Genomic DNA, 18615 nt, shown 5'->3' on the forward strand with positions numbered 1-18615 from the left:
GAAAACTACGGCCAAGAAAACCACTGCCAAGAAAACCACTGCCAAGCCAGCTAGCGCCAAGAAGGCCAAGGTGAAGAAAACCAAGGCCGAGAAAGCGAAAGCCAAGAAGGCTGCCAAATCCAGAAAAGCTCCCTCGGCAACGAAAGCGGCCAAGAAGGCGGTAAGGAAGGCCAGCAAAAAGACCGCCAAGAAGGCTGGAAAGAAGCCGCCGGCGGCCAAGGCAAAGAAGAAGAAAAAGAAGGCCAGATAAGTGTCTGGCCTCGAACACGCACGCACCCCTCACCTGCGCGCCGGGGTCATTGCCGCGGCCCTGACGCTGGTGTTGGACCAGGCTTCGAAACTCTGGCTGCTCTACGTGTTCGACCTCGCCAATCGCGGTGCGGTCAGGGTCACGCCGTTCTTCGACCTGGTGCTGGCCTGGAATGTCGGCATCAGCTTTGGCTGGTTCCAGACCGATAACCAGCTCGCCCAACTCGCGCTGATGGCGATCAAGGCGGTCGCGGTGATCGTGCTGGGGATCTGGATGGCGCGCTCCAGCACGCTTCTAGCGACGCTGGCGCTGGGCCTGATCATCGGCGGGGCGGTCGGCAACGGCATCGACCGCTTCCTGCACGGCGCGGTGGTCGATTTCGCCCTTTTCCACATCGAGATCGGGGGAAAAACCTTCAATTGGTACGTGTTTAACCTCGCGGATGTAGCCATTGTTGCCGGGGTAGCGGGCCTATTGTATGACTCGTTCCTAGGGGTACCCGCCGCAAAAGCGCCCTGATCCCGGCCGAAAGGACCCTTAGGGTATGAAGCCAGTACGGCCCTCAGGCCGGCCCCTTGGGTTGCAGAAATTGTGAATGGGAACAGCGCGATGCGCGAGACCGAAGCCCGCTTCTGGATGATTCAGATCCCCTCGTTGAGCCGGGCGCTGCGCCTGGCTGCCATTGCCCTCGGCATCGGCCTCGTGATGGCCGCCGGCCCCGTGCGCGCGGCCGACGACGAGGACGAAGACGACAAGACCTTCGAGGAAAAGATCATCGAAGGCATCATGCGCGGCATCGGCGGCACCAACATGGAAAACCGCGGCATCGAATACCGCGAGCGCTCGCCGCTGGTGGTTCCGCCCAAGCTCGATCTGCCGCCGCCGGCAACGGCCGCAGCCGAAGCAAAGGCGCCGAACTGGCCCAAGGATCCCGACGAGCAGCGCCGCAAGGCTGCGATTGCCGCACGCAAGAAAGAGAACAAGGACCCGCGTGAAGCGGCCCGCATCCTGACCCCGGCCGAACTCGCGGTGGGCAAGACCGCGGCGCCCTCGCGCAAGGACAACGATCCGGTGCAGCCCGGCACCTCGAACACCAATCCGATCCTGAGCCCGTCGCAGCTCGGCTATAGCGGCGGCTTCAGCGGGCTGTTCGGCGGCAACAAGTCCGAGACGGCCGAATTCAAGAGCGAACCGACGCGCGACTCGCTGACCCAGCCGCCGCCCGGCTACCAGACGCCGTCGCCGAACTTTGCTTACGGCACCGGGCCGAAGGAATCGCTGAACAAGGAATACAATCCGGCCAAGGGCAAGTATGGCGATTAGTTAAGCATGGCGAAGAGTTAAGCTCTTCTCTCGCCTTCGTGACGATTGCCGGCGCCGCCGCGGTGTACGATGCCGCGGCTTCGTTCCGAACCATCTTGTTCGGGTTTCGCTATTAACATTTGCGCGAATTCCAGTCGCAGGACCGGTAACGCCTTTTGCGGAATACGCGCCAGATAGGTCATGATGTCATCGCACCGTTTTGCCGCCTCGCTCGTTGCAGTCTTCATCTCCACGTTTGCTTTCTCCGCCGGCAGCGCGACTGCCCAGACCACGGTCACGTCTGAACGTCCCGCCAGCTTCACCCTCGATAACGGCCTGCAAGTGGTGGTGATCCCCGATCACCGCACGCCCGTCGTCACGCAGATGATCTGGTACAAGGTCGGCTCTGCCGACGAGACGCCCGGCAAATCGGGACTGGCGCACTTCCTCGAACATTTGATGTTCAAGGGCACCGCCAAACATCCCGCCGGTGAATTCTCAAAGACCGTGCTGCGGATCGGCGGCAACGAGAACGCCTTCACCTCGCTCGACTACACCGGCTATTTCCAGCGCGTACCGCGCGAGCAACTGGCGAAGATGATGGAGTTCGAGGCCGACCGCATGACCGGCCTGATCCTCAAGGACGAGAACGTGCTGCCCGAGCGCGACGTCGTACTCGAAGAGTTCAACATGCGCGTCGCCAACAATCCGGACGCGCGGCTGACCGAGCAGATCATGGCGGCGCTGTATCTCAACCACCCCTATGGCCGCCCGGTGATCGGCTGGCGCCAGGAGATCGAGAAACTCGACCGCGAGGATGCGCTGGCGTTCTACAAGCGCTTCTACGCGCCGAACAACGCCATCCTGGTGATCGCAGGCGATGTCGACGCCAAGGAAATCCGTGTGATGGTGGAGAAGGCCTATGGCGGCATTCCCGCCCAGCCGGCGATATCAGCGCATCGCGTCCGTCCGCAGGAGCCGGTCCCCGCGGCGCCGCGCACGGTGACGCTGTCAGATCCGCGCGTCGAACAGACCAGCCTGCGGCGCTATTACCTCGTCCCCTCCTCCACGACCGCAGCGGCCGGCGAAGGCCCGGCGCTCGACGTGCTGGCGCAATTGATGGGCGGCGGTTCCAATTCCTATCTCTATCGCGCGCTGGTGATCGACCGTCAGCTCGCGATCAGCGCCGGCGCCGGCTATCAGGGCACGGCACTCGATCCCACGCAGTTCTCGATCTCGGTTTCGCCGAAGCCCGGCGTCGAGTTTTCACAAATAGAGCAGGCGATCGACGGCGTGATCGCGGAGGTCATCCAGAATCCTGCCCGCGCCGAAGACCTCGAGCGGGTCAAGACCCAGTTGATTGCGGAAGCGATCTACGCGCAGGACAACCAGACCACGCTGGCGCGCTGGTATGGCGGCGCGCTGACCACGGGACTTTCCATTGACGATATCAGGAGCTGGCCGGAGCGGATTCGTGCCGTCACTGCCGAACAGGTCCGCGACGCGGCCCAGAAATGGCTCGACAAGAAACGCTCGGTGACCGGCTATCTGATCAAGGATGCCGCGCCGAAACGCGAGGAGAAGCGCTCGTGATCCGGTTTTCGATTGGCGCGCAGCGCCTCGCATCCACCCTGATCGCCGGCGCCGTGCTGCTGGCGCTGGCGGCGAGCCCGTCGCACGCCGCGGCCAAGATCCAGCGGCTGGTCTCGCCCGGCGGCATCGAGGCCTGGTTCGTGCAGGACGCCACCGTGCCCCTGATCGCGATGGAATATGCCTTCAGCGGCGGCGCCGCCCAGGATCCTGCCGGCAAGTCCGGCGTCGGCAATTTGGTCGCCGGGCTGCTCGATGAAGGCTCCGGCGATCTCGATTCCAAAACCTTCCATGAGCGCCTCGAGCGCCGCGCCATCGAACTGAGCTTCTCGTCGACCCGGGATTATTTCCGCGGTTCGCTGCGCATGCTCAAGGACAACAAGGACGAGGCTTTCGACCTTCTGCATCTGGCGCTGACCTCGCCGCGTTTCGACAGCAGCGACGTCGAGCGCATTCGCGCACAGGTCCTCTCCGGGCTGCGCCGGGACACCACCAACCCGACCTCGCTGGCGAGCCGCAAGTTCCTGGAAGTCGCCTTCGGCGATCATCCCTACGGCCGGCAGAGCAACGGCACGCTCGACAGCGTGCCGAAGATCGATGTCGCCGACATGAAGGATTACGTCCGCCGCGTGATCGCCAAGGATACGCTTCGGATCGCCGTGGTCGGCGATGTCGATGCCGACACGCTCGGCAAGCTCCTGGACAGGACGTTCGGCGGGTTGCCGGCCAAGGCCAGCCTGACGCCGGTGGCCGAGGTCGAGGCCACCAAGCCGCCGCAGCGCGCGTTCGTGCCGCTCGACGTGCCGCAGACCGTGGTGACGTTCGGCGGCCCCGGCATTCGCCGCCACGATCCGAATTTCATGGCCGCCTATGTCGTGAACCACATCCTGGGTGGTGGCTCGTCGTCGCGGCTCTACAAGGAGGTGCGCGAAAAGCGCGGCCTGGCCTATTCGGTCTATGAATCCCTGATCTGGATGGACCGCTCCGCGCTGTTCATCGGCAATACCGGCACTCGCGCCGACCGCGCCAGCGAGACGGTGGACGCGATCGAGAACGAAATCCGCCGCATTGCCGAGGAAGGCCCGACCGAGAAGGAACTGGACGAGGCCAAGTCCTATCTAAAGGGCTCGCAGATGCTGGCGCTCGATACCTCCTCGAAGCTCGCGCAGGCGCTGCTGCAATACCAGCTCGACAAGCTGCCGATCGACTACATCGAAAAGCGCAATGCCCTCGTCGACGCCGTCACGCTCGACGACGCAAAAAAGGCCGCGAAGAAGCTGTGGGGCCAGGGCCTGCTCACCGTCATCGTCGGCCGCACCCCGCAAGCCGCCGCCCAGCCGGTCGTCGCACCGCCAAAGGCGAACTAGGCCGTGGACCAGGAGGTCAGCGGGTCGCGCCGCTGACCAAGGGGCATTTGCTCGCTGAGAGGGGCCACACGGTCTCTTCAGGAGGGATGCTGCGCAGGATCTCGAAGTAGTCCCAGGGATATTTCGAGTCGGAAGGCTTCTTGACCCGGACGAGATACATGGTGCGCGTGACGCGGCCGTCCTCGCGGATGCGCGCGTTTTCGGAGAAAACGTCCTCAATCGGAATGCTCCGCATCGCCGCCGCCACCCGGTCGGCATCGTCGGTGCCGGCGCGCGCGATGGCCTTGAGATAGTGGCGTACCGCTCCGTAAACGCCGGCGTGCAGCATCGAAGGCATCATGCCGGTCCTGGCCACGAACTGCTTCGACCACGCGCGCGTCGCGTCATTCATGTCCCAGTAGGATGACGTCGTCAGGTATGTGCCTTGCGCATCCTTGAGCCCGAGCGCGTGCACGTCCTGAAGAAACAGGATCAGTGCAGCGAGGCTCTGCCCACCCTGCACGAGCCCAAATTCGCCCGCTTGCCGCATCGCGTTGACGGTGTCGTTGCCGGCGTTGGCAAGGCCGACCACCTTGGCGCCCGAGGACTGCGCACTCAGCAGGAAGGACGAGAAGTCCGACGTGTTGAGCGGATGACGCGCGGCGCCCAGCACCTTGCCACCGCTCGCGGTGATCACCCCCGTTGCATCGTTCTGGAGCTGATGCCCGAATGCGTAGTCCGAAGCCAGAAAAAACCAGGACGTGCCCCCGGCCTTGACGACTGCGGAGGCTGTCCCGTGCGACACCGCGTAGGTGTCGTAGGTCCAGTGGAAGCCGAAAGGAGAGCACTGCTCGTTGGTCAATGCGGTCGTGCCGGCGCCGGAATAGAGAGCGATCCGCTTCTTCTCGCGCGCAAGGCCCTGGATCGCGAGCGCGACGCCCGAATTCGGCACGTCCACGATCGTATCGACGCCTTCGACGTCGAACCAGCGGCGGGCGATCGCCGAGCCGACATCTGCCTTGTGCTGGTGATCCGCCGAAATGACCTCTACCGGCTTGCCGAGGACCGTGCCACCGATCTCCCGTACGGCCATCTCGGCGGCGACCAGCGACCCTTTGCCGGTGATATCAGCGGTAACGCCCGCCATGTCGGTCAGGACGCCGATCTTGACGACATCGCCACTGATCTGGGCCTCGGCCGCGACCGGCAGCATCAGGGCTAGAAAAGCACCGCCGAGGATATTCAGTCTCATTCCTTGTTTCCTCCAATTGGTTGCCTGCCGCTCGGCGGCGTCAGCCGTCGACCACGTCGAGCCAGCCAAGGATCATCGCGGCGAGATCATCACTGTTGTCTTCGATCATCATCATGTGACCGTTGCCGTTGACGCCGTGGTCCGGAAGCCAGACGAATTCGGCACCGAGATAGGCGGCGGTTCTCGCGTCGACCTCACGCGGATGGCGCGGATCGCATTCGCCGGTCACGATCAGGATGGGCTTGCCGCGCAGGTTGTTCGGATCGTCAATCCTGAGCCCGCGACCTCCGATATTGAAGCGCTCGTTCAGGATGCGTGGGCTCTCCGGCACGATCGAACAACAATAGCGTTCGAACGCAGCGCTTGGAAAACGCGGCGCGTTGGCCCATGACGCGGCTGCAAACTCGGCGCTCAACCATACCGGCGTGTCCTCCGCCGCATAGACCGGTCGGCCGACGCTGGCATCCTCGTGCAGCGCCAGGATGGCGGCCGGATCCTCGGGCAGATCCTTCAGCAGATTAGCCGGCGGACCGGGCGCGATACCGACAACCGCGATGACAAGATCGGGCCGCCGCTCCGTCATCCACCAAGCCATGGGGCCACTCGCGGAATGCACGACGAGCACGGCCGGGCCGATCTCCTCAAGGAGCGCAAGGAGCGATGTGGCGACATCGGCGGTTCCAAGCCGTGGAAAGTCCGGTTGCTGCGGCGAGCGGCCGTGGCCGGGCCAGTCCGGCACGAACACGTTCCGGCCCGCGGCTGCGAAGCGTACCGCCCATCCGGCCCTCAGATCAGGCGTTGCCAGATAACAGCTACCTGTATGACCGGCGCCGTGCACCGCCACGATCGGAATTTTGCCCGACGCACCATGAGGCGGGCGCACGTGGTCGACATAGATCGGATGCGTCTGCGTACCCGAGTAGAAGCACCGGGATTCGTGTTCGTGCAACGCGTCCATGACCTTCCAAGCCTGCGCCCTGTCTATCCGATCTGCCATGGCCAGCGTCGGCCCTCCCTGTGGGTTGGTCGCGATTTAAGATGACCCGAATCGGAAAGGCAATTAGAAAGTCACATATGAGACCAATAAAGTCACATATGAGACCATCTGGGAAAGCCAGGAAGGGCGCATCCGCGCGAATGACGCAGGAACGGGAGGTGAACGGGATCGCCGCCGTGCGCGGCGGCACCGAGATCAAGATCGCCTACAAGATGGGCTATGTGCTGAACTTCTACCGGGAGCCGTCGTTTCGGAAGATCGAAATGGAGCTCGGCCTGACGCGGCCGGAGATCGTCACCCTGATCTTCCTGAATTTCCGCGAGGGCGTGACCGCCAGCGACATCTGCGAGTTCTCGGGCCACCTCAAGGCCAATATCAGCCGCGGGATCATTGCACTGGAGAAGAAGAAGCTGTTGCGCCGCGATACGGACAGTACCGACAATCGCCGGCAGCAATTGTTCATGACACCTGCCGGCCGGGCGCTTTACGCGAAATACATCCCGGCGCTCCGCGAGCGAGAACAGGCGATGCTGGCTTGCCTGACGCGCACCGAGCGCAAGGAGTTCGAACGCCTCCTGGACAAACTTGCAGATCATGTGCCGCACTGGGCGGCTCTCGACGAACTGTGATACCCGGCCTTTCAGGCCGGAGGACCGCCCGGGAAGTCATTTTCGACCGGGTCGGCGGGCTTTGGCCCGCCATTTGAAACCGCTATCTTGCGTTCGCCGATTCTCTAACCTCGCCGGTGAACGCCATGCTGCGGGTTTCCCGCTCCCTCACGATCGACGAAAACGACATCGAGATCGGTTTTGTCCGCGCCTCCGGCCCCGGCGGGCAGAACGTCAACAAGCTTTCGACCGCGGCCCAGCTCCGCTTCGACACGCGCAAGATCACGCTGCCGGAGGATGCCGCGCTGCGGCTGAACCGGATTGCCGGCCAGCGCATGACCAAGGAAGGCGTGATCGTGATCCACGCCCAGCGCTTCCGCACCCAGGAGCGCAATCGCGCCGACGCCATCGATCGCCTGCTCGAAATGCTGCGCGAAGCCTTGATCCGCCCGGTGCCGCGGCGCGCGACCAAGCCGACCTTCGGCTCCAAGCAGCGCCGCCTGGAAGGCAAGAAGCGGCGTAGCGACATCAAGGCGCGGCGCGGTCCATCGCGCTTCGACGATTGAATCTCCTGTCGTGACGTCTCAGTCGCGGATCAGATATTCCCGGATCATCAGCCGCGCACGGTGAATGCGCGCCTTGACGCTTTCGCGTGTCAGGCCGAGAGCGCCTGCAATCTCGTCGATCGACAATTCCTCGATATCGCGCAGCAGGATCACCTCGCGGTAGTGCTCGGGCAGCGACTGGATGGCGCGCGACAGATCGATCCTGATGTCTTCGGGCGCGAGAAGCGCGAGCCGCGCCTCCGCCTCGTCGGCCGGCGTCTGGGATGTCCCCGTTGCCCGGCGCAGCAGGCGAAGGCAGGCGCGGCGCGCCACCGCAAACAGCCACGCCGAAAGCGACGTCACCGCGCGCAACGTGCCGACCCGCCGGTACAGCAGCAACAGCGTTTCCTGAACCGCGTCGTCGATATCGGCCGCGCGGCAATTGCGCGCGGCATAGCGGCGGACGTCCGGCTGCGCTGCGCCGATCAGCGACACCAGCGCCTCGGCGTCGCCGCGGCGGGCGGCCTCGACCAGCGATGGATCGCAGCGCCCTGCTCCGGCCAGCGCGGTCATGGCGATGGCAGCCTGCGGCCGACCATGGCGCACATCGGACAAAAGCCGAAAAATCCAGTCGCGATGGCGACCGCCCCGGCGCCAGCGACCAGATAGCCGCCCGTCGTGCCGGGCATGCCGAAAAGCCCGTAGGCGATCATCACAATGCCCCCGATCGTCCGCATCGCCCGCTCCCAACCCGGTAAATTCTTGCGATAGAACATAGCAGCTCCCATTGATTGTGCGCGAGAACCTCAAACCGTTCTCTCCCCCTAGAGCCGCCGGGCCGCCTTTTCGGTTCGCGGCGGACACAAAAAACTCCGGCCGCCGATGGCGACCGGAGTTCTGTTTGGAGAGCAACCCGACGGAGGAGACGGGTTTCCTCCAGATGACTTTTACCGGCTGGTCACAGGAGGGGTAGCCGCCCCGCCCGAGGCCTTCGGCGCTGCGTGAGGCGCGCCGCTGCCGGCTCCGACGGTGCCCTTGCCTGTCTTCGCGCCGGCCTTCTGGCTGGTGGCGCCCGCCGTATCCTCGTCGATGCTGCCTGACGCGCCGCCCTGCATCTGGGTCGTGCCCTTTGCACCGCCGCGGATCTGCGTGTCGGATGAGGCGCCTTGCGCCAGTACGGGGCCGGCAAGCAGGGCCGAGATTGCAACCGCGATCGCCGAGGTTTTCACTAGCTTCATCCATTTCTCCCAGGTTTGATTTGGCGGCAAACAGTCCGGTTACTTCAAGGCGCCGTTCCTAAGCCGAACATGCTCGTCGCCAGATCAGTCGCGTGGCGAACGACGCGGGCGCCATGCAAGCCGCGCGATGTGGTGATCGTGCAGGGATTTCAGGGTCATTTTGCGAATCCTTGGCCACTGCCTAACCGCATATGCGGCGCCTCTGCAGCTACAGAAAAGTTCCGTAAAAATGTGTTGAACACATCCCGCCGGTCAACGCGGGCGGTCAGGCGGCCCGTCCCGGCTGAAGCGCGGCCGCTTTTGTTCTGTCCTGAAACAGCCCGCTACTACCACCGCCTATTTTCCGCGACCTACAGTCTGCGCACGCCAACGGTGATGCATATGAAAAGGCTGCGCACGACACGGGCAATCGGGCTGGGACTTTGCGCCGCGCTGCTTGTCGTGACGACGGCCGGCGCACAGATGCCATTACCCGAGGCAAAGCCACCGGACGGCGCGACGCTGTTCAAACAGCAATGCGCGACCTGCCATACCACCACCCTATTCGACGCGGTCCGCCAGGGACCGTCGCTGTTCAAAATCGTCGGCAAGTCGGCGGGCAAGGCGGACGGCTTTCGCTATTCCACCGGCTTCGCCAAGGCCGACTTCGTCTGGGACGAAGCGAAACTTGACGCCTATCTCGCCAACCCGCAGGCGACGATCCCAGGCTCCATCATGGCCTACCGCCAGCCCAAGGCGGAGACTCGCGCCGCCATCATCGCCTATCTGAAGGAGCTGAACTGAATGGCAAAGCCCGTTCACTCGATGATCCGCGTGCTCGACGAGGCGAAATCGCTGAACTTTTACGCGCGCGCCTTCGGGCTAGAGGTCGCCGACCATCTCAAGTTTGCGGATTTCGCGCTGATCTATCTGCGTCATCCCTCTTCGCCGTTCGAAGTCGAACTGACCGTCAATTTCGATCGCAAGGAGCCCTACGTGCTGGGCGACGGCTATGGGCATCTCGCTGTCGTGGTCGATGATGTCGTGGCCGAACATTTGAGGTTCGAGCGCGAGAGATTGTCGCCTGGGCCGCTGCGCGACTTCAAACATGACGGCAAGACGCTGGCGCGCTTCTTCTTCGTCGCCGACCCCGACGGCTACAAAATCGAGGTGATTCAGCGGGGTGGACGCTTCGGTTAATCGCAATCAACAAGCATTTAATGGAGGACATCCATGAGAGAAGTCGATCGTCGCAGCAAGTATGACCGCCGCGTGTTCCTGAAGGGCGCGGCCACCGCGGTGCCGGCGGTTGCGATCGCTACCAGTACCGGGCTCGGTGTCAGCGACGCCTGGGCCGACGATGCAAGCACCCTGACGCCGGCGACGTTGAAGACGCTGGTGAAGATGGCGCGCGATATCTATCCGCACGACTTCCTCGGCGACAGCTACTACATTACCGCAGTCAAGCCGTGGGACGGCAAGGCGGCGAAGGATCCCGCCGTAAGGTCCTTGATCAATGACGGTGTCGCGCAACTCGATCAGGCAGCGAACGAGCGTCACAAGGTTCCCTATGCTCAGGTCTCCTGGGAGACCGACCGCGTGGCGCTGCTGCAACGCATCGAGCAGACCCCATTCTTCCAGAAGATCCGCGGCGACCTCGTCGTCTCCCTCTACAATCAGAAAGAGGTCTGGCCGAAGTTCGGCTACGAGGGCTCCTCCGCCGAGCATGGCGGCTACATCAAGCGCGGCTTTGCCGACATCGACTGGCTCCCGAAGGCTTAGAGCGCCGCGGGCAACGAACAGTCAGGGAGGAATTCAACATGGCAAAATTCAATCTGAATGACGGTGGCGTGGTCGTGATCGTTGGCTCCGGCGCGGGCGGTGGAACGCTCGGCAATGAGCTTGCGCAAAAGGGCGTCAAGGTCGTGATCCTCGAAGCCGGGTCGCGCATCGAGATGCAGGACTTCGTCAACGATGAATGGGAGAGCTTTACCCAGCTCGCCTGGTCCGACATGCGCACCACATCGGGAAGCTGGCGTGTGGCCAAGGATTTCCCGAACCTTCCGGCATGGATCGTGAAGGCGGTCGGCGGCTCGACAACGCACTGGGCCGGCGCCTCGCTGCGCTTCGACGAGCATGAATTCAAGGTCAAGAGCACCTATGGCGACATCGCCGGCGCCAATTTGCTGGATTGGCCGATCACGCTCGCCGAGATGGAGCCTTGGTACGCCAAGGCCGAGGACAAGATGGGCGTCACCCGCACCAACGGCATTGCAGGGTTACCCGGCAACAACAACTTCAAGGTGATGGAAGCCGGCGCAAAGAAGCTCGGCTACAAATCCGTGCACACCGGCAACATGGCGATCAACAGCGACCCACGCGACGGGCGCGGCGCGTGCCAGCAGATCGGCTTCTGCTTCCAGGGCTGCAAGTCGGGTGCGAAATGGTCCACGCTCTATACCGAAATCCCCAGGGGCGAGGCGACCGGAAATCTCGAAGTGCGCCCCAACAGCATGGTGATCAAGATCGAGCACGACGCATCAGGCAAGGTGACGGGCGTGGTCTATGCCGACGCGAGCGGCACGATGCAGCGCCAGAAGGCGCGGGTGGTGGCGGTCGCGGGTAACTCGATCGAGAGCCCGCGGCTGTTGCTCAACAGCGCCTCGAACATGTTCCCGAACGGCCTCGCCAATTCGTCCGGGCAGGTCGGCCGCAACTACATGCGGCACATGACCGGCAGCGTGTACGCCGCTTTCGAGAAGTCGGTGCACATGTATCGCGGCACCACCATGGCCGGCATCATCAAGGACGAATCGAAGAACGACCCCAAGCGCGGCTTTGTCGGCGGCTATGAGATGGAGACGCTGTCGATCGGCGTGCCCTTCATGGCGGCGTTCCTGAATCCCGGCGCGTGGGGACGCTCCTTCACGTCGGCGATGGAGTCCTATCCGCGCATGGCCGGCATGTGGCTGGTCGGCGAGGACATGCCGCAGGAAACCAACCGCATCACGCTGGATCCGAAGGCCAAGGACAAGTTCGGCATGCCGGTAGCGAGCGTGCATTTCGACGATCATCCGAACGACGTCGCGATGCGCAATCACGCCTACAAGCAGGGTGCCGCCGTCTACGAGGCCGTCGGCGCCACCGTGACCTATCCGACGCCGCCCTACCCGAGCACGCATAATCTCGGCACCAACAGGATGAGCGAGAAGCCGAAAGACGGCGTGGTGAACAAGTTCGGCCAGACCCACGACGTCAAGAACCTGTTCATCTCCGACGGCAGCCAGTTCACCAGCGGCGCCGCCTGCAATCCGACGCTGACGATCGTCTCGCTTGCGATCCGGCAGGCGGACCACATCGCCGGCGCGATGCAGCGCAAGGAAATTTAGGGCGTCAAACAAATAGCTGGAGCCCGGTTATGATTCTGTCAGAACCCGGGCTCCAGCCAAGTGCAGCGAGAGAGACGGCGCAAAAGCGCCAATGAAACGTTTCAGTGCAGACCACGTGTCAGCACCGCTGACCCGCCTCTGCAAAAAATACCCGATGGAAATGCATGGCCGATCGCAGGAAATCGGCCTACGCTTCGAGACGCCCGGTCGAATGTGATGCTGACCTGGAGCCCAACTCATTCTCCAAACTCCAGTCGCTATTGCTGTTACGGCCGCGGCGGATTTTCGTTCGCGCGACTGGCGTTGAGACCATCAGATTGGAACCCAACTTCAATACGTTGCAACGGCTTACGTCATTCGGCGCGAAGCGCGCGATAAAACTTGGCAACGGGAGAAACGTCGATGGGTAACAACTTGAAAAGCGCATGTGACGGGATCTTGCAAAGAGTCGTGACTGGCAAGGACCGCGTTCCCGGCGTCGTGGCGATGATCACGAACCGCTCGGCCAACATCTACGAAGGCGCCGCCGGCGAGCGTATCCTTGGCGCCGGCCAGGCAATGACGACAGATACCGTCTTCGCGATCTTCTCGACCACAAAAGCGATCACCGGGACAGCGATCCTGCAATGCGTCGAGGAAGGCAAGCTCGACCTGGACGCCCCGGCCAAAACCTACGTTCCCGACATCGGCAAGCTCGAGGTGCTCGACGGGTTCGGCGCTGACGGCAAGCCAAGGCTGCGGGCGCCGAAGCGCGACATCACCACCCGCATGCTGATGCTGCACACCGCCGGCCTTGGCTACGACTTCTTCAACGCCAATTACCTGCGTTTGGCGCAGGAGCACGGCCAGCCAAGCGTGATTACCTGCTCGAAGGCGTCGCTGATGACGCCGCTGCTGTTCGATCCCGACGACAAATGGGAATATGGCAGCAACATCGATTGGTGCGGCCAGGTCGTCGAGAGCATCCGCGGCAAGCGCCTCGGCGAGGTGATGAAGGAACGAATCTTTGCGCCGCTGGGCATGCAGGACATCGCCTTTTCGATGACGCCCTCGATGCGCGGGCGTCTCGCTGCCATTCACCAGCGCGAGGCCGACGGTTCGCTTACTCCCCTTCCCGACCTGCAATTGCCCGCCGAGCCGGAAGTCGACATGGGAGGCCATGGACTCTACGGCTCGATCGGCGAGTACATGAAGTTCATCCGCATGTGGCTCAACGACGGCGCGGGACCGCAGGGCCGCGTGCTCAAGAAGGAGACGGTCGAGTCCGCCGTCCGCAACGGCCTGCAGGCGCACCAGACCGTCACGGTGCTGCCCGGCGTCATTCCGACCTTGTCGAACGATGCCGAGTTCTTCCCCGGCCTGAAGAAATCCTGGTGCCTCACCTTCATGGTGAACGACGAGGACGCGCCGACCGGCCGGCCAGCCGGAGCGATCGGCTGGGCCGGGCTCGCCAACCTGTTTTTCTGGATCGATCGAAAGAACGGGTTCGGCGGATATTGGGCGACGCAGATCCTGCCGTTTGGCGATCCGACTTCGTTCGTCGGCTACCTGGATTTCGAGACGGCCGCCTATGCGACCGGCGAGGCGCGCGCCGCGGCATAGTGCCGGGCGAGCGCGACCTGACCGCGCCACGGCGCGCGACGCGTTCGAAACCCTGGAGAGAGCGACGGCGTCGTGAGCGCGTGCTTTGCGATGGTCCCACCAGCATGCCTGCTGCCCGCGCAGGTCGACGCCTATGCATGGCAAGAAGACGACTGAACCAGAAATGCGTGCTCACAACGGGAGGAAAGTCATGACGAATGTGCAAGGCCAGCCTCAGGCGGCTGGCGCGAAAGCCGACTTCGATGCCGTCATCATCGGCGCTGGATTCTCCGGCATGTACATGCTGCATTCGCTACGCGACAAGCTCGACCTGAACGTCACGGTGTTCGAGGCCGGCGACGGCGTCGGCGGTACCTGGTATTGGAATCGCTATCCCGGCGCACGCTGCGATTCCGACAGCTACATCTACTGTTACACGTTCGACAAGAACCTGTTGCAGGAATGGAACTGGTCCGAGCGCTATCCGGAGCAGGACGAGATCCTGCGCTACCTCGAGCACTGCGCCGAGCGCTTCGACCTGAAGCCCGACATCCAGTTCGGCAAGCGCGTCGTCGAAGTCGTCTTCGATGACGACACCGAGCTGTGGACCGTGCGCACCAACAAGGGCGATGCCGTCAAGGCCCGCTTCGTCATTCCGGCCGTCGGTGCCCTGTCGACCGCCAACATGCCGCCGATCAGGGGGCTGAGCTCTTTTGCCGGCAAGTGTTACCACACCAGCCAATGGCCGCATGATGGCGTCGACTTCACCGCCAAGCGTGTCGGCGTCATCGGTACCGGGGCCACGGCGGTGCAGGCGATCCCGGAGATTGCGCAGCAGGCCAAGCACCTGACGGTGTTCCAGCGCACGCCAAACTTCTGCGTGCCTGCACGCAATGGCCGTGTCGATCCCGAAGTGACCAGGGCACGCAAGGCCGATTACGACGGTATCCGCCAGCGCATCAAGGATTCCTTCTTCGGGTTCGAACTGAATTTCTTACCGAAGGCGGTGCTCGAAACAACACCCGAGGAACGCGAGCAGGAGTTCGACAGGATGTGGGACGCCGGTGGCTTCGCCTTCTGGCTCGCGAACTATCAGGACATGTTCTTCTCCAAGGAGGCGAACGATGTCATCGCCGACTACCTCAAGCGCAAGATCCACTCGATCGTCAACGACCCGGTGACCGCGGAGAAGTTGACGCCCAGGACTTATCCCTACGGCACCAAGCGCCAACCGCTCGACACCAACTATTTTGAGACCTTCAACAAGAAGAACGTGGCACTGGTGGATGCGAGCACCGATGGACCAATCGAGGAGATCGCGCCGAATGGCATTCGCGCGGGTGGCAAGGAGTATCCGCTCGACATCATCGTCATCGCCACCGGCTTCGACGCAATGACCGGCCCCTTGAAGAACCTCGGTATCAAGGGGCGCGGCGGCAGGCCGCTGGCGCAGGAATGGGAGGACGGTCCGCAGACCTATCTCGGCCTGGCGATCGTCGGTTACCCCAACCTGTTCACAATCACCGGTCCGCAGAGCCCCTCGGTGCTGTCGAACATGCCGGTCTCGATCGAGCAGCATGTCGAGTGGATCACCGAATGCATCGCCCACATGCGAAGAAACAAGCTCACAACGATCGAGGCGAGCCCGGAGGCGCAGGACGCATGGGGCGCCCACGTCGCCGAGGTCGTGAATTCGACCCTGATGCCCGGCACCAATTCCTGGTACATGGGGGCCAACATAGAAGGCAAGCCGCGCCGGTTCATGCCTTATCTCGGGCCTGAGGGCGTTGGCGGATACCGCAGAAAGTGCGCCGAGGTCGCAGAGAAGGGCTATGAGGGCTTCGTGTTCACGAGCCAAGGCCAAAGCGGGACCGCGCACACGATTGCGGCCTAATGAGCTCGATGAGCCTTGATCGGGGGCTGCGTTCAATGTCACGGCTCCCGGCATGGTGATACCGAGCGCGCTGTACGACCCTATTCCTGCAAACGGAAGCGGCTCGGTTCTGTAAGGACCGAGCCGCTTTTTCGTTTCAGATCGATGGAACCTATTCGGCCGCGTCCAGAATGGCAGCGGCGTTGCCGCGAAATTCCGACACGACGACCGCACTCTTGGCGCGATAGATCAGGCAGGAGCAGCGCAACAGCGAGGCGAAATTCTTGACCTCGCCATGGTGGTCGAGGACCTCGTCATGCAGCGTGGTGAGGAACTTGGCAAGGCTCATCCCCTCCTTCGCCGCGATCTCCTCCAGCGTGTCCCAGAACGACATTTCCAGCCGGATCGAGGTGCTATGGCCGCCCATCCGCAGCGATCGGGTCTGCGATTCATAGTCGCGTTGGGGCTGGTGCGCGAACAGGTGGCACATGGGTTCCTCCAGCTAGATTATAATTTTTCTAAACGATATACCTGACCACACGACCTCACAATCCCAGGCCCTATCTCAAGTCCAATCTCAAGTCATATCGACCCGCCGCGAACGAACCTCAGTATCTTCAAGGCGATAGTCCACCCTCATCCCCAGCCGGGCATTGTTTCGGCCCCTTCCCATGCAATTGCCGCCGCGGACGCCTAAAATGGCGGTTCAACCTCGAATCGACGCTTAAGCCCCATGCCCGTCCGCCAGCTCCCCGAACAGGTCGTCAACCGCATCGCCGCCGGCGAGGTGGTCGAACGACCCGCGAGCGTTGTGAAGGAACTGGTCGAGAACGCCATCGACGCCGGCGCCAGCCGCGTCGATATCTTCACCGATGGCGGCGGCCGGCGGCGGATCGGCATCACCGACGACGGCAGCGGCATGACGTCAGCCGACCTCGCGCTTGCGGTCGATCGCCACGCCACCTCCAAGCTCGACGACGAGGATCTCCTTCGCATTCGCACGCTGGGGTTTCGCGGCGAGGCCCTGCCCTCGATCGGCGCGGTGGCAAAGCTCGGCATCACCACGCGCCACGCCAGCGAGCCGCATGCCTGGTCGCTGTCGGTCGAAGGCGGGGTGAAATCGCAAATCATGCCGGCGGCACTGTCGCAAGGCACCCGCGTCGAGGTCAGCGATCTCTTTTACGCGACACCTGCGCGGCTGAAATTCCTCAAGACCGACCGCACCGAGGCCGAAGCGATCCGCGAAGTGGTGCGGCGGCTCGCGATGGCGCGGCCCGATATCGCCTTCACATTGGCCGGCGAGGAGCGCGCGCCGGTGACATGGGCCGCGGCGCTGCCGGGCGCTGCGGGCCGGCTGACGCGGCTCGGCGACATCCTCGGCAGCGATTTTCGCTCTTGCGCCATCGAAGTGCGCGCCGAGCGCGAAGGCGTCGTGGTCGAGGGTTTTGCCGCCGCGCCCTCACTGACGCGGGCCAACGCGCTCGGGCAATATCTGTTCGTCAACGGCCGCCCGGTACGCGACAAGCTCATTTTGGGCGCGGTGCGCGCGGCCTATTCGGATTACCTGCCGCGCGACCGCCATCCCGTGGTGGCGCTGTTCGTGACGCTGGCGCCGCAGGAGGTCGACGCCAACGTGCATCCGGCCAAGACCGAGGTGCGGTTTCGCAATGCCGGCCTCGTCCGCGCGCTGATCGTGCATGCGCTGAAGGACGGCCTTGCCCGCGAAGGCCGGCGCACCGCGGCGAATACCGATGGCGCGGCGCTGTCGGCGTTCCGTCCGTCATTTGCGCCGCGCCCGACCAACTGGGACTGGCGCAGTTCACCGGCCTATCCGGTGCGGCCCGCGCCTTCGTTCGAGGGCGCTGCTGCGACGGCATTCGCCGAAGCGGGACAGGCTGCCTTCGATGTCGGCACGCCGACCGCCGACGTGCGCTTCGAGGCGCAGGTCGCGCCCGACCTGCTCGACCGTCCGCTGGGCGCCGCGCGCACGCAGATCCATGAGACCTACATCGTCTCGCAGACCCGCGACGGGTTGATCGTCGTGGACCAGCACGCCGCGCATGAGCGCATCGTCTACGAAAAACTGAAGGCCTCGCTGGCGAAGAACGGCGTGCAGCGGCAGATCTTGCTGATCCCGGAGATCGTCGAACTCGACGAGGCAACCGTCGAGAAGCTGCTCGATCGCGCCGAAGAGCTGGCATCGTTTGGGCTAGCAATCGAATCCTTCGGTCCCGGTGCGGTGGCCGTGCGCGAGACGCCTTCGCTGCTCGGCAAGGCGAACGCCGCCGGATTATTGCGCGATCTTGCCGAGCACATGGCCGAATGGGACGAGGCGCTGCCGCTGGAGCGCCGCCTGATGCATGTCGCCGCCACCATGGCCTGCCACGGCTCGGTCCGCGCCGGCCGCCGCCTCAAGCCGGAAGAGATGAACGCGCTGCTGCGCGAGATGGAAGACACGCCGAATTCCGGCCAGTGCAACCACGGCCGCCCGACCTATGTGGAATTGAAACTCGCCGATATCGAGAAGCTGTTCGGGCGGCGGTAGTCGATTCCCTGCACTCCTGTCATCACCCGCGAATGCGGGTGATCCAGTATTCCAGAGACATTGGCGTTTGAACGGATCGGCCGCGGCGTACTGGATCGCCCGGTCAAGCCGGGCGACGAC

General features: G+C 63.5%; 20 protein-coding genes. 13 read left to right on the top strand and 7 right to left on the bottom strand.

Features of this window, described 5'->3' with window-relative positions; translation table 11 throughout:
* Positions 1 to 250: 250 nt before the first annotated feature.
* A complete protein-coding gene (gene lspA / locus LMTR21_RS32825; RefSeq protein WP_065753468.1) occupies positions 251 to 769 on the top strand; it encodes a signal peptidase II in 519 nt (172 codons plus the stop codon).
* A 90-nt stretch (positions 770 to 859) separates the two neighbouring features.
* Complete coding sequence (locus LMTR21_RS32830) at positions 860 to 1573, top strand: hypothetical protein (protein WP_065753469.1); 714 nt, start codon at positions 860 to 862, stop codon at positions 1571 to 1573.
* 17 nt (positions 1574 to 1590) lie between these two features.
* Here LMTR21_RS32830 and LMTR21_RS40420 read toward each other — a convergent pair whose 3' ends face one another.
* Positions 1591 to 1755, bottom strand: a complete 165-nt coding sequence (locus LMTR21_RS40420; protein WP_187399253.1) for a hypothetical protein — start codon at positions 1753 to 1755, stop codon at positions 1591 to 1593.
* On the opposite strand from LMTR21_RS40420, the gene LMTR21_RS32835 reads away from it, so the two are divergent.
* The gene (locus LMTR21_RS32835) at positions 1754 to 3145 is read left to right on the top strand and encodes a M16 family metallopeptidase (protein WP_430642492.1); all 1392 of its coding nucleotides are present in this window, start codon (positions 1754 to 1756) and stop codon (positions 3143 to 3145) included. The genes LMTR21_RS40420 and LMTR21_RS32835 overlap by 2 nt on opposite strands.
* Positions 3142 to 4509 (top strand): M16 family metallopeptidase, encoded by a 1368-nt coding sequence (locus LMTR21_RS32840; protein ID WP_430642493.1) that lies wholly within the window; start codon positions 3142 to 3144, stop codon positions 4507 to 4509. The genes LMTR21_RS32835 and LMTR21_RS32840 overlap by 4 nt, the downstream gene beginning before the upstream one ends.
* A 16-nt stretch (positions 4510 to 4525) precedes the next feature.
* Here LMTR21_RS32840 and LMTR21_RS32845 read toward each other — a convergent pair whose 3' ends face one another.
* The gene (locus LMTR21_RS32845; protein ID WP_065753470.1) at positions 4526 to 5740 is read right to left on the bottom strand and encodes an ABC transporter substrate-binding protein; all 1215 of its coding nucleotides are present in this window, start codon (positions 5738 to 5740) and stop codon (positions 4526 to 4528) included.
* Between the two features lie 40 nt (positions 5741 to 5780).
* Positions 5781 to 6737 carry an alpha/beta fold hydrolase gene (locus tag LMTR21_RS32850; RefSeq protein WP_065753471.1) on the bottom strand — a complete coding sequence of 319 codons (957 nt, stop codon included), beginning with the start codon at positions 6735 to 6737 and terminating at the stop codon, positions 5781 to 5783.
* 158 nt (positions 6738 to 6895) lie between these two features.
* On the opposite strand from LMTR21_RS32850, the gene LMTR21_RS32855 reads away from it, so the two are divergent.
* Both LMTR21_RS32855 and arfB read left to right on the top strand, forming a co-directional pair.
* Positions 6896 to 7366: a MarR family winged helix-turn-helix transcriptional regulator gene (locus LMTR21_RS32855; RefSeq protein ID WP_246174583.1), complete on the top strand. Its 471-nt coding sequence runs from the start codon at positions 6896 to 6898 to the stop codon at positions 7364 to 7366.
* A 125-nt stretch (positions 7367 to 7491) separates the two neighbouring features.
* The gene (gene arfB, locus LMTR21_RS32860; protein ID WP_057862026.1) at positions 7492 to 7911 is read left to right on the top strand and encodes an alternative ribosome rescue aminoacyl-tRNA hydrolase ArfB; all 420 of its coding nucleotides are present in this window, start codon (positions 7492 to 7494) and stop codon (positions 7909 to 7911) included.
* 18 nt (positions 7912 to 7929) lie between these two features.
* Here the strand turns inward: arfB and LMTR21_RS32865 are convergent, their stop codons facing one another.
* The 3 genes from LMTR21_RS32865 to LMTR21_RS32875 form a co-directional block, all read right to left on the bottom strand.
* On the bottom strand, positions 7930 to 8463 hold the full coding sequence (locus tag LMTR21_RS32865) for an RNA polymerase sigma factor (RefSeq protein WP_065753472.1): 534 nt from the start codon (positions 8461 to 8463) through the stop codon (positions 7930 to 7932).
* Positions 8460 to 8627: a YgaP-like transmembrane domain gene (locus LMTR21_RS32870; protein ID WP_246174586.1), complete on the bottom strand. Its 168-nt coding sequence runs from the start codon at positions 8625 to 8627 to the stop codon at positions 8460 to 8462. Before LMTR21_RS32870 ends, LMTR21_RS32865 begins: the two co-directional genes overlap by 4 nt.
* A 210-nt stretch (positions 8628 to 8837) precedes the next feature.
* Positions 8838 to 9128 carry a hypothetical protein gene (locus LMTR21_RS32875; protein WP_065753474.1) on the bottom strand — a complete coding sequence of 97 codons (291 nt, stop codon included), beginning with the start codon at positions 9126 to 9128 and terminating at the stop codon, positions 8838 to 8840.
* A 462-nt stretch (positions 9129 to 9590) separates the two neighbouring features.
* On the opposite strand from LMTR21_RS32875, the gene LMTR21_RS32880 reads away from it, so the two are divergent.
* The 6 genes from LMTR21_RS32880 to LMTR21_RS32905 all read left to right on the top strand — a co-directional run bounded on the left by LMTR21_RS32880 (position 9591) and on the right by LMTR21_RS32905 (position 15971).
* Positions 9591 to 9911 (top strand): c-type cytochrome, encoded by a 321-nt coding sequence (locus tag LMTR21_RS32880; RefSeq protein ID WP_065753606.1) that lies wholly within the window; start codon positions 9591 to 9593, stop codon positions 9909 to 9911.
* A complete protein-coding gene (locus tag LMTR21_RS32885) occupies positions 9912 to 10307 on the top strand; it encodes a VOC family protein (RefSeq protein ID WP_065753475.1) in 396 nt (131 codons plus the stop codon).
* A 33-nt stretch (positions 10308 to 10340) separates the two neighbouring features.
* Positions 10341 to 10889 (top strand): Twin-arginine translocation pathway signal, encoded by a 549-nt coding sequence (locus LMTR21_RS32890; RefSeq protein WP_065753476.1) that lies wholly within the window; start codon positions 10341 to 10343, stop codon positions 10887 to 10889.
* A 38-nt stretch (positions 10890 to 10927) separates the two neighbouring features.
* Positions 10928 to 12496, top strand: a complete 1569-nt coding sequence (locus tag LMTR21_RS32895; RefSeq protein ID WP_065753477.1) for a GMC family oxidoreductase — start codon at positions 10928 to 10930, stop codon at positions 12494 to 12496.
* Positions 12497 to 12898: 402 nt separating this feature from the next.
* Positions 12899 to 14098, top strand: coding sequence for a methyl acetate hydrolase AcmB (acmB, locus tag LMTR21_RS32900; protein WP_065753479.1), 1200 nt, complete (start codon positions 12899 to 12901; stop codon positions 14096 to 14098).
* Between the two features lie 190 nt (positions 14099 to 14288).
* Positions 14289 to 15971 carry a flavin-containing monooxygenase gene (locus tag LMTR21_RS32905; RefSeq protein WP_065753480.1) on the top strand — a complete coding sequence of 561 codons (1683 nt, stop codon included), beginning with the start codon at positions 14289 to 14291 and terminating at the stop codon, positions 15969 to 15971.
* A gap of 151 nt (positions 15972 to 16122) precedes the next feature.
* Here LMTR21_RS32905 and LMTR21_RS32910 read toward each other — a convergent pair whose 3' ends face one another.
* On the bottom strand, positions 16123 to 16440 hold the full coding sequence (locus LMTR21_RS32910) for a ribbon-helix-helix domain-containing protein (protein ID WP_065753481.1): 318 nt from the start codon (positions 16438 to 16440) through the stop codon (positions 16123 to 16125).
* Between the two features lie 243 nt (positions 16441 to 16683).
* Between LMTR21_RS32910 and mutL the strand changes: the two genes are divergently transcribed.
* Positions 16684 to 18495, top strand: coding sequence for a DNA mismatch repair endonuclease MutL (gene mutL, locus LMTR21_RS32915; protein ID WP_065753482.1), 1812 nt, complete (start codon positions 16684 to 16686; stop codon positions 18493 to 18495).
* Positions 18496 to 18615: the final 120 nt, after the last annotated feature.

The organism is Bradyrhizobium paxllaeri, from assembly GCF_001693515.2.
Classification (GTDB): domain Bacteria; phylum Pseudomonadota; class Alphaproteobacteria; order Rhizobiales; family Xanthobacteraceae; genus Bradyrhizobium; species Bradyrhizobium paxllaeri.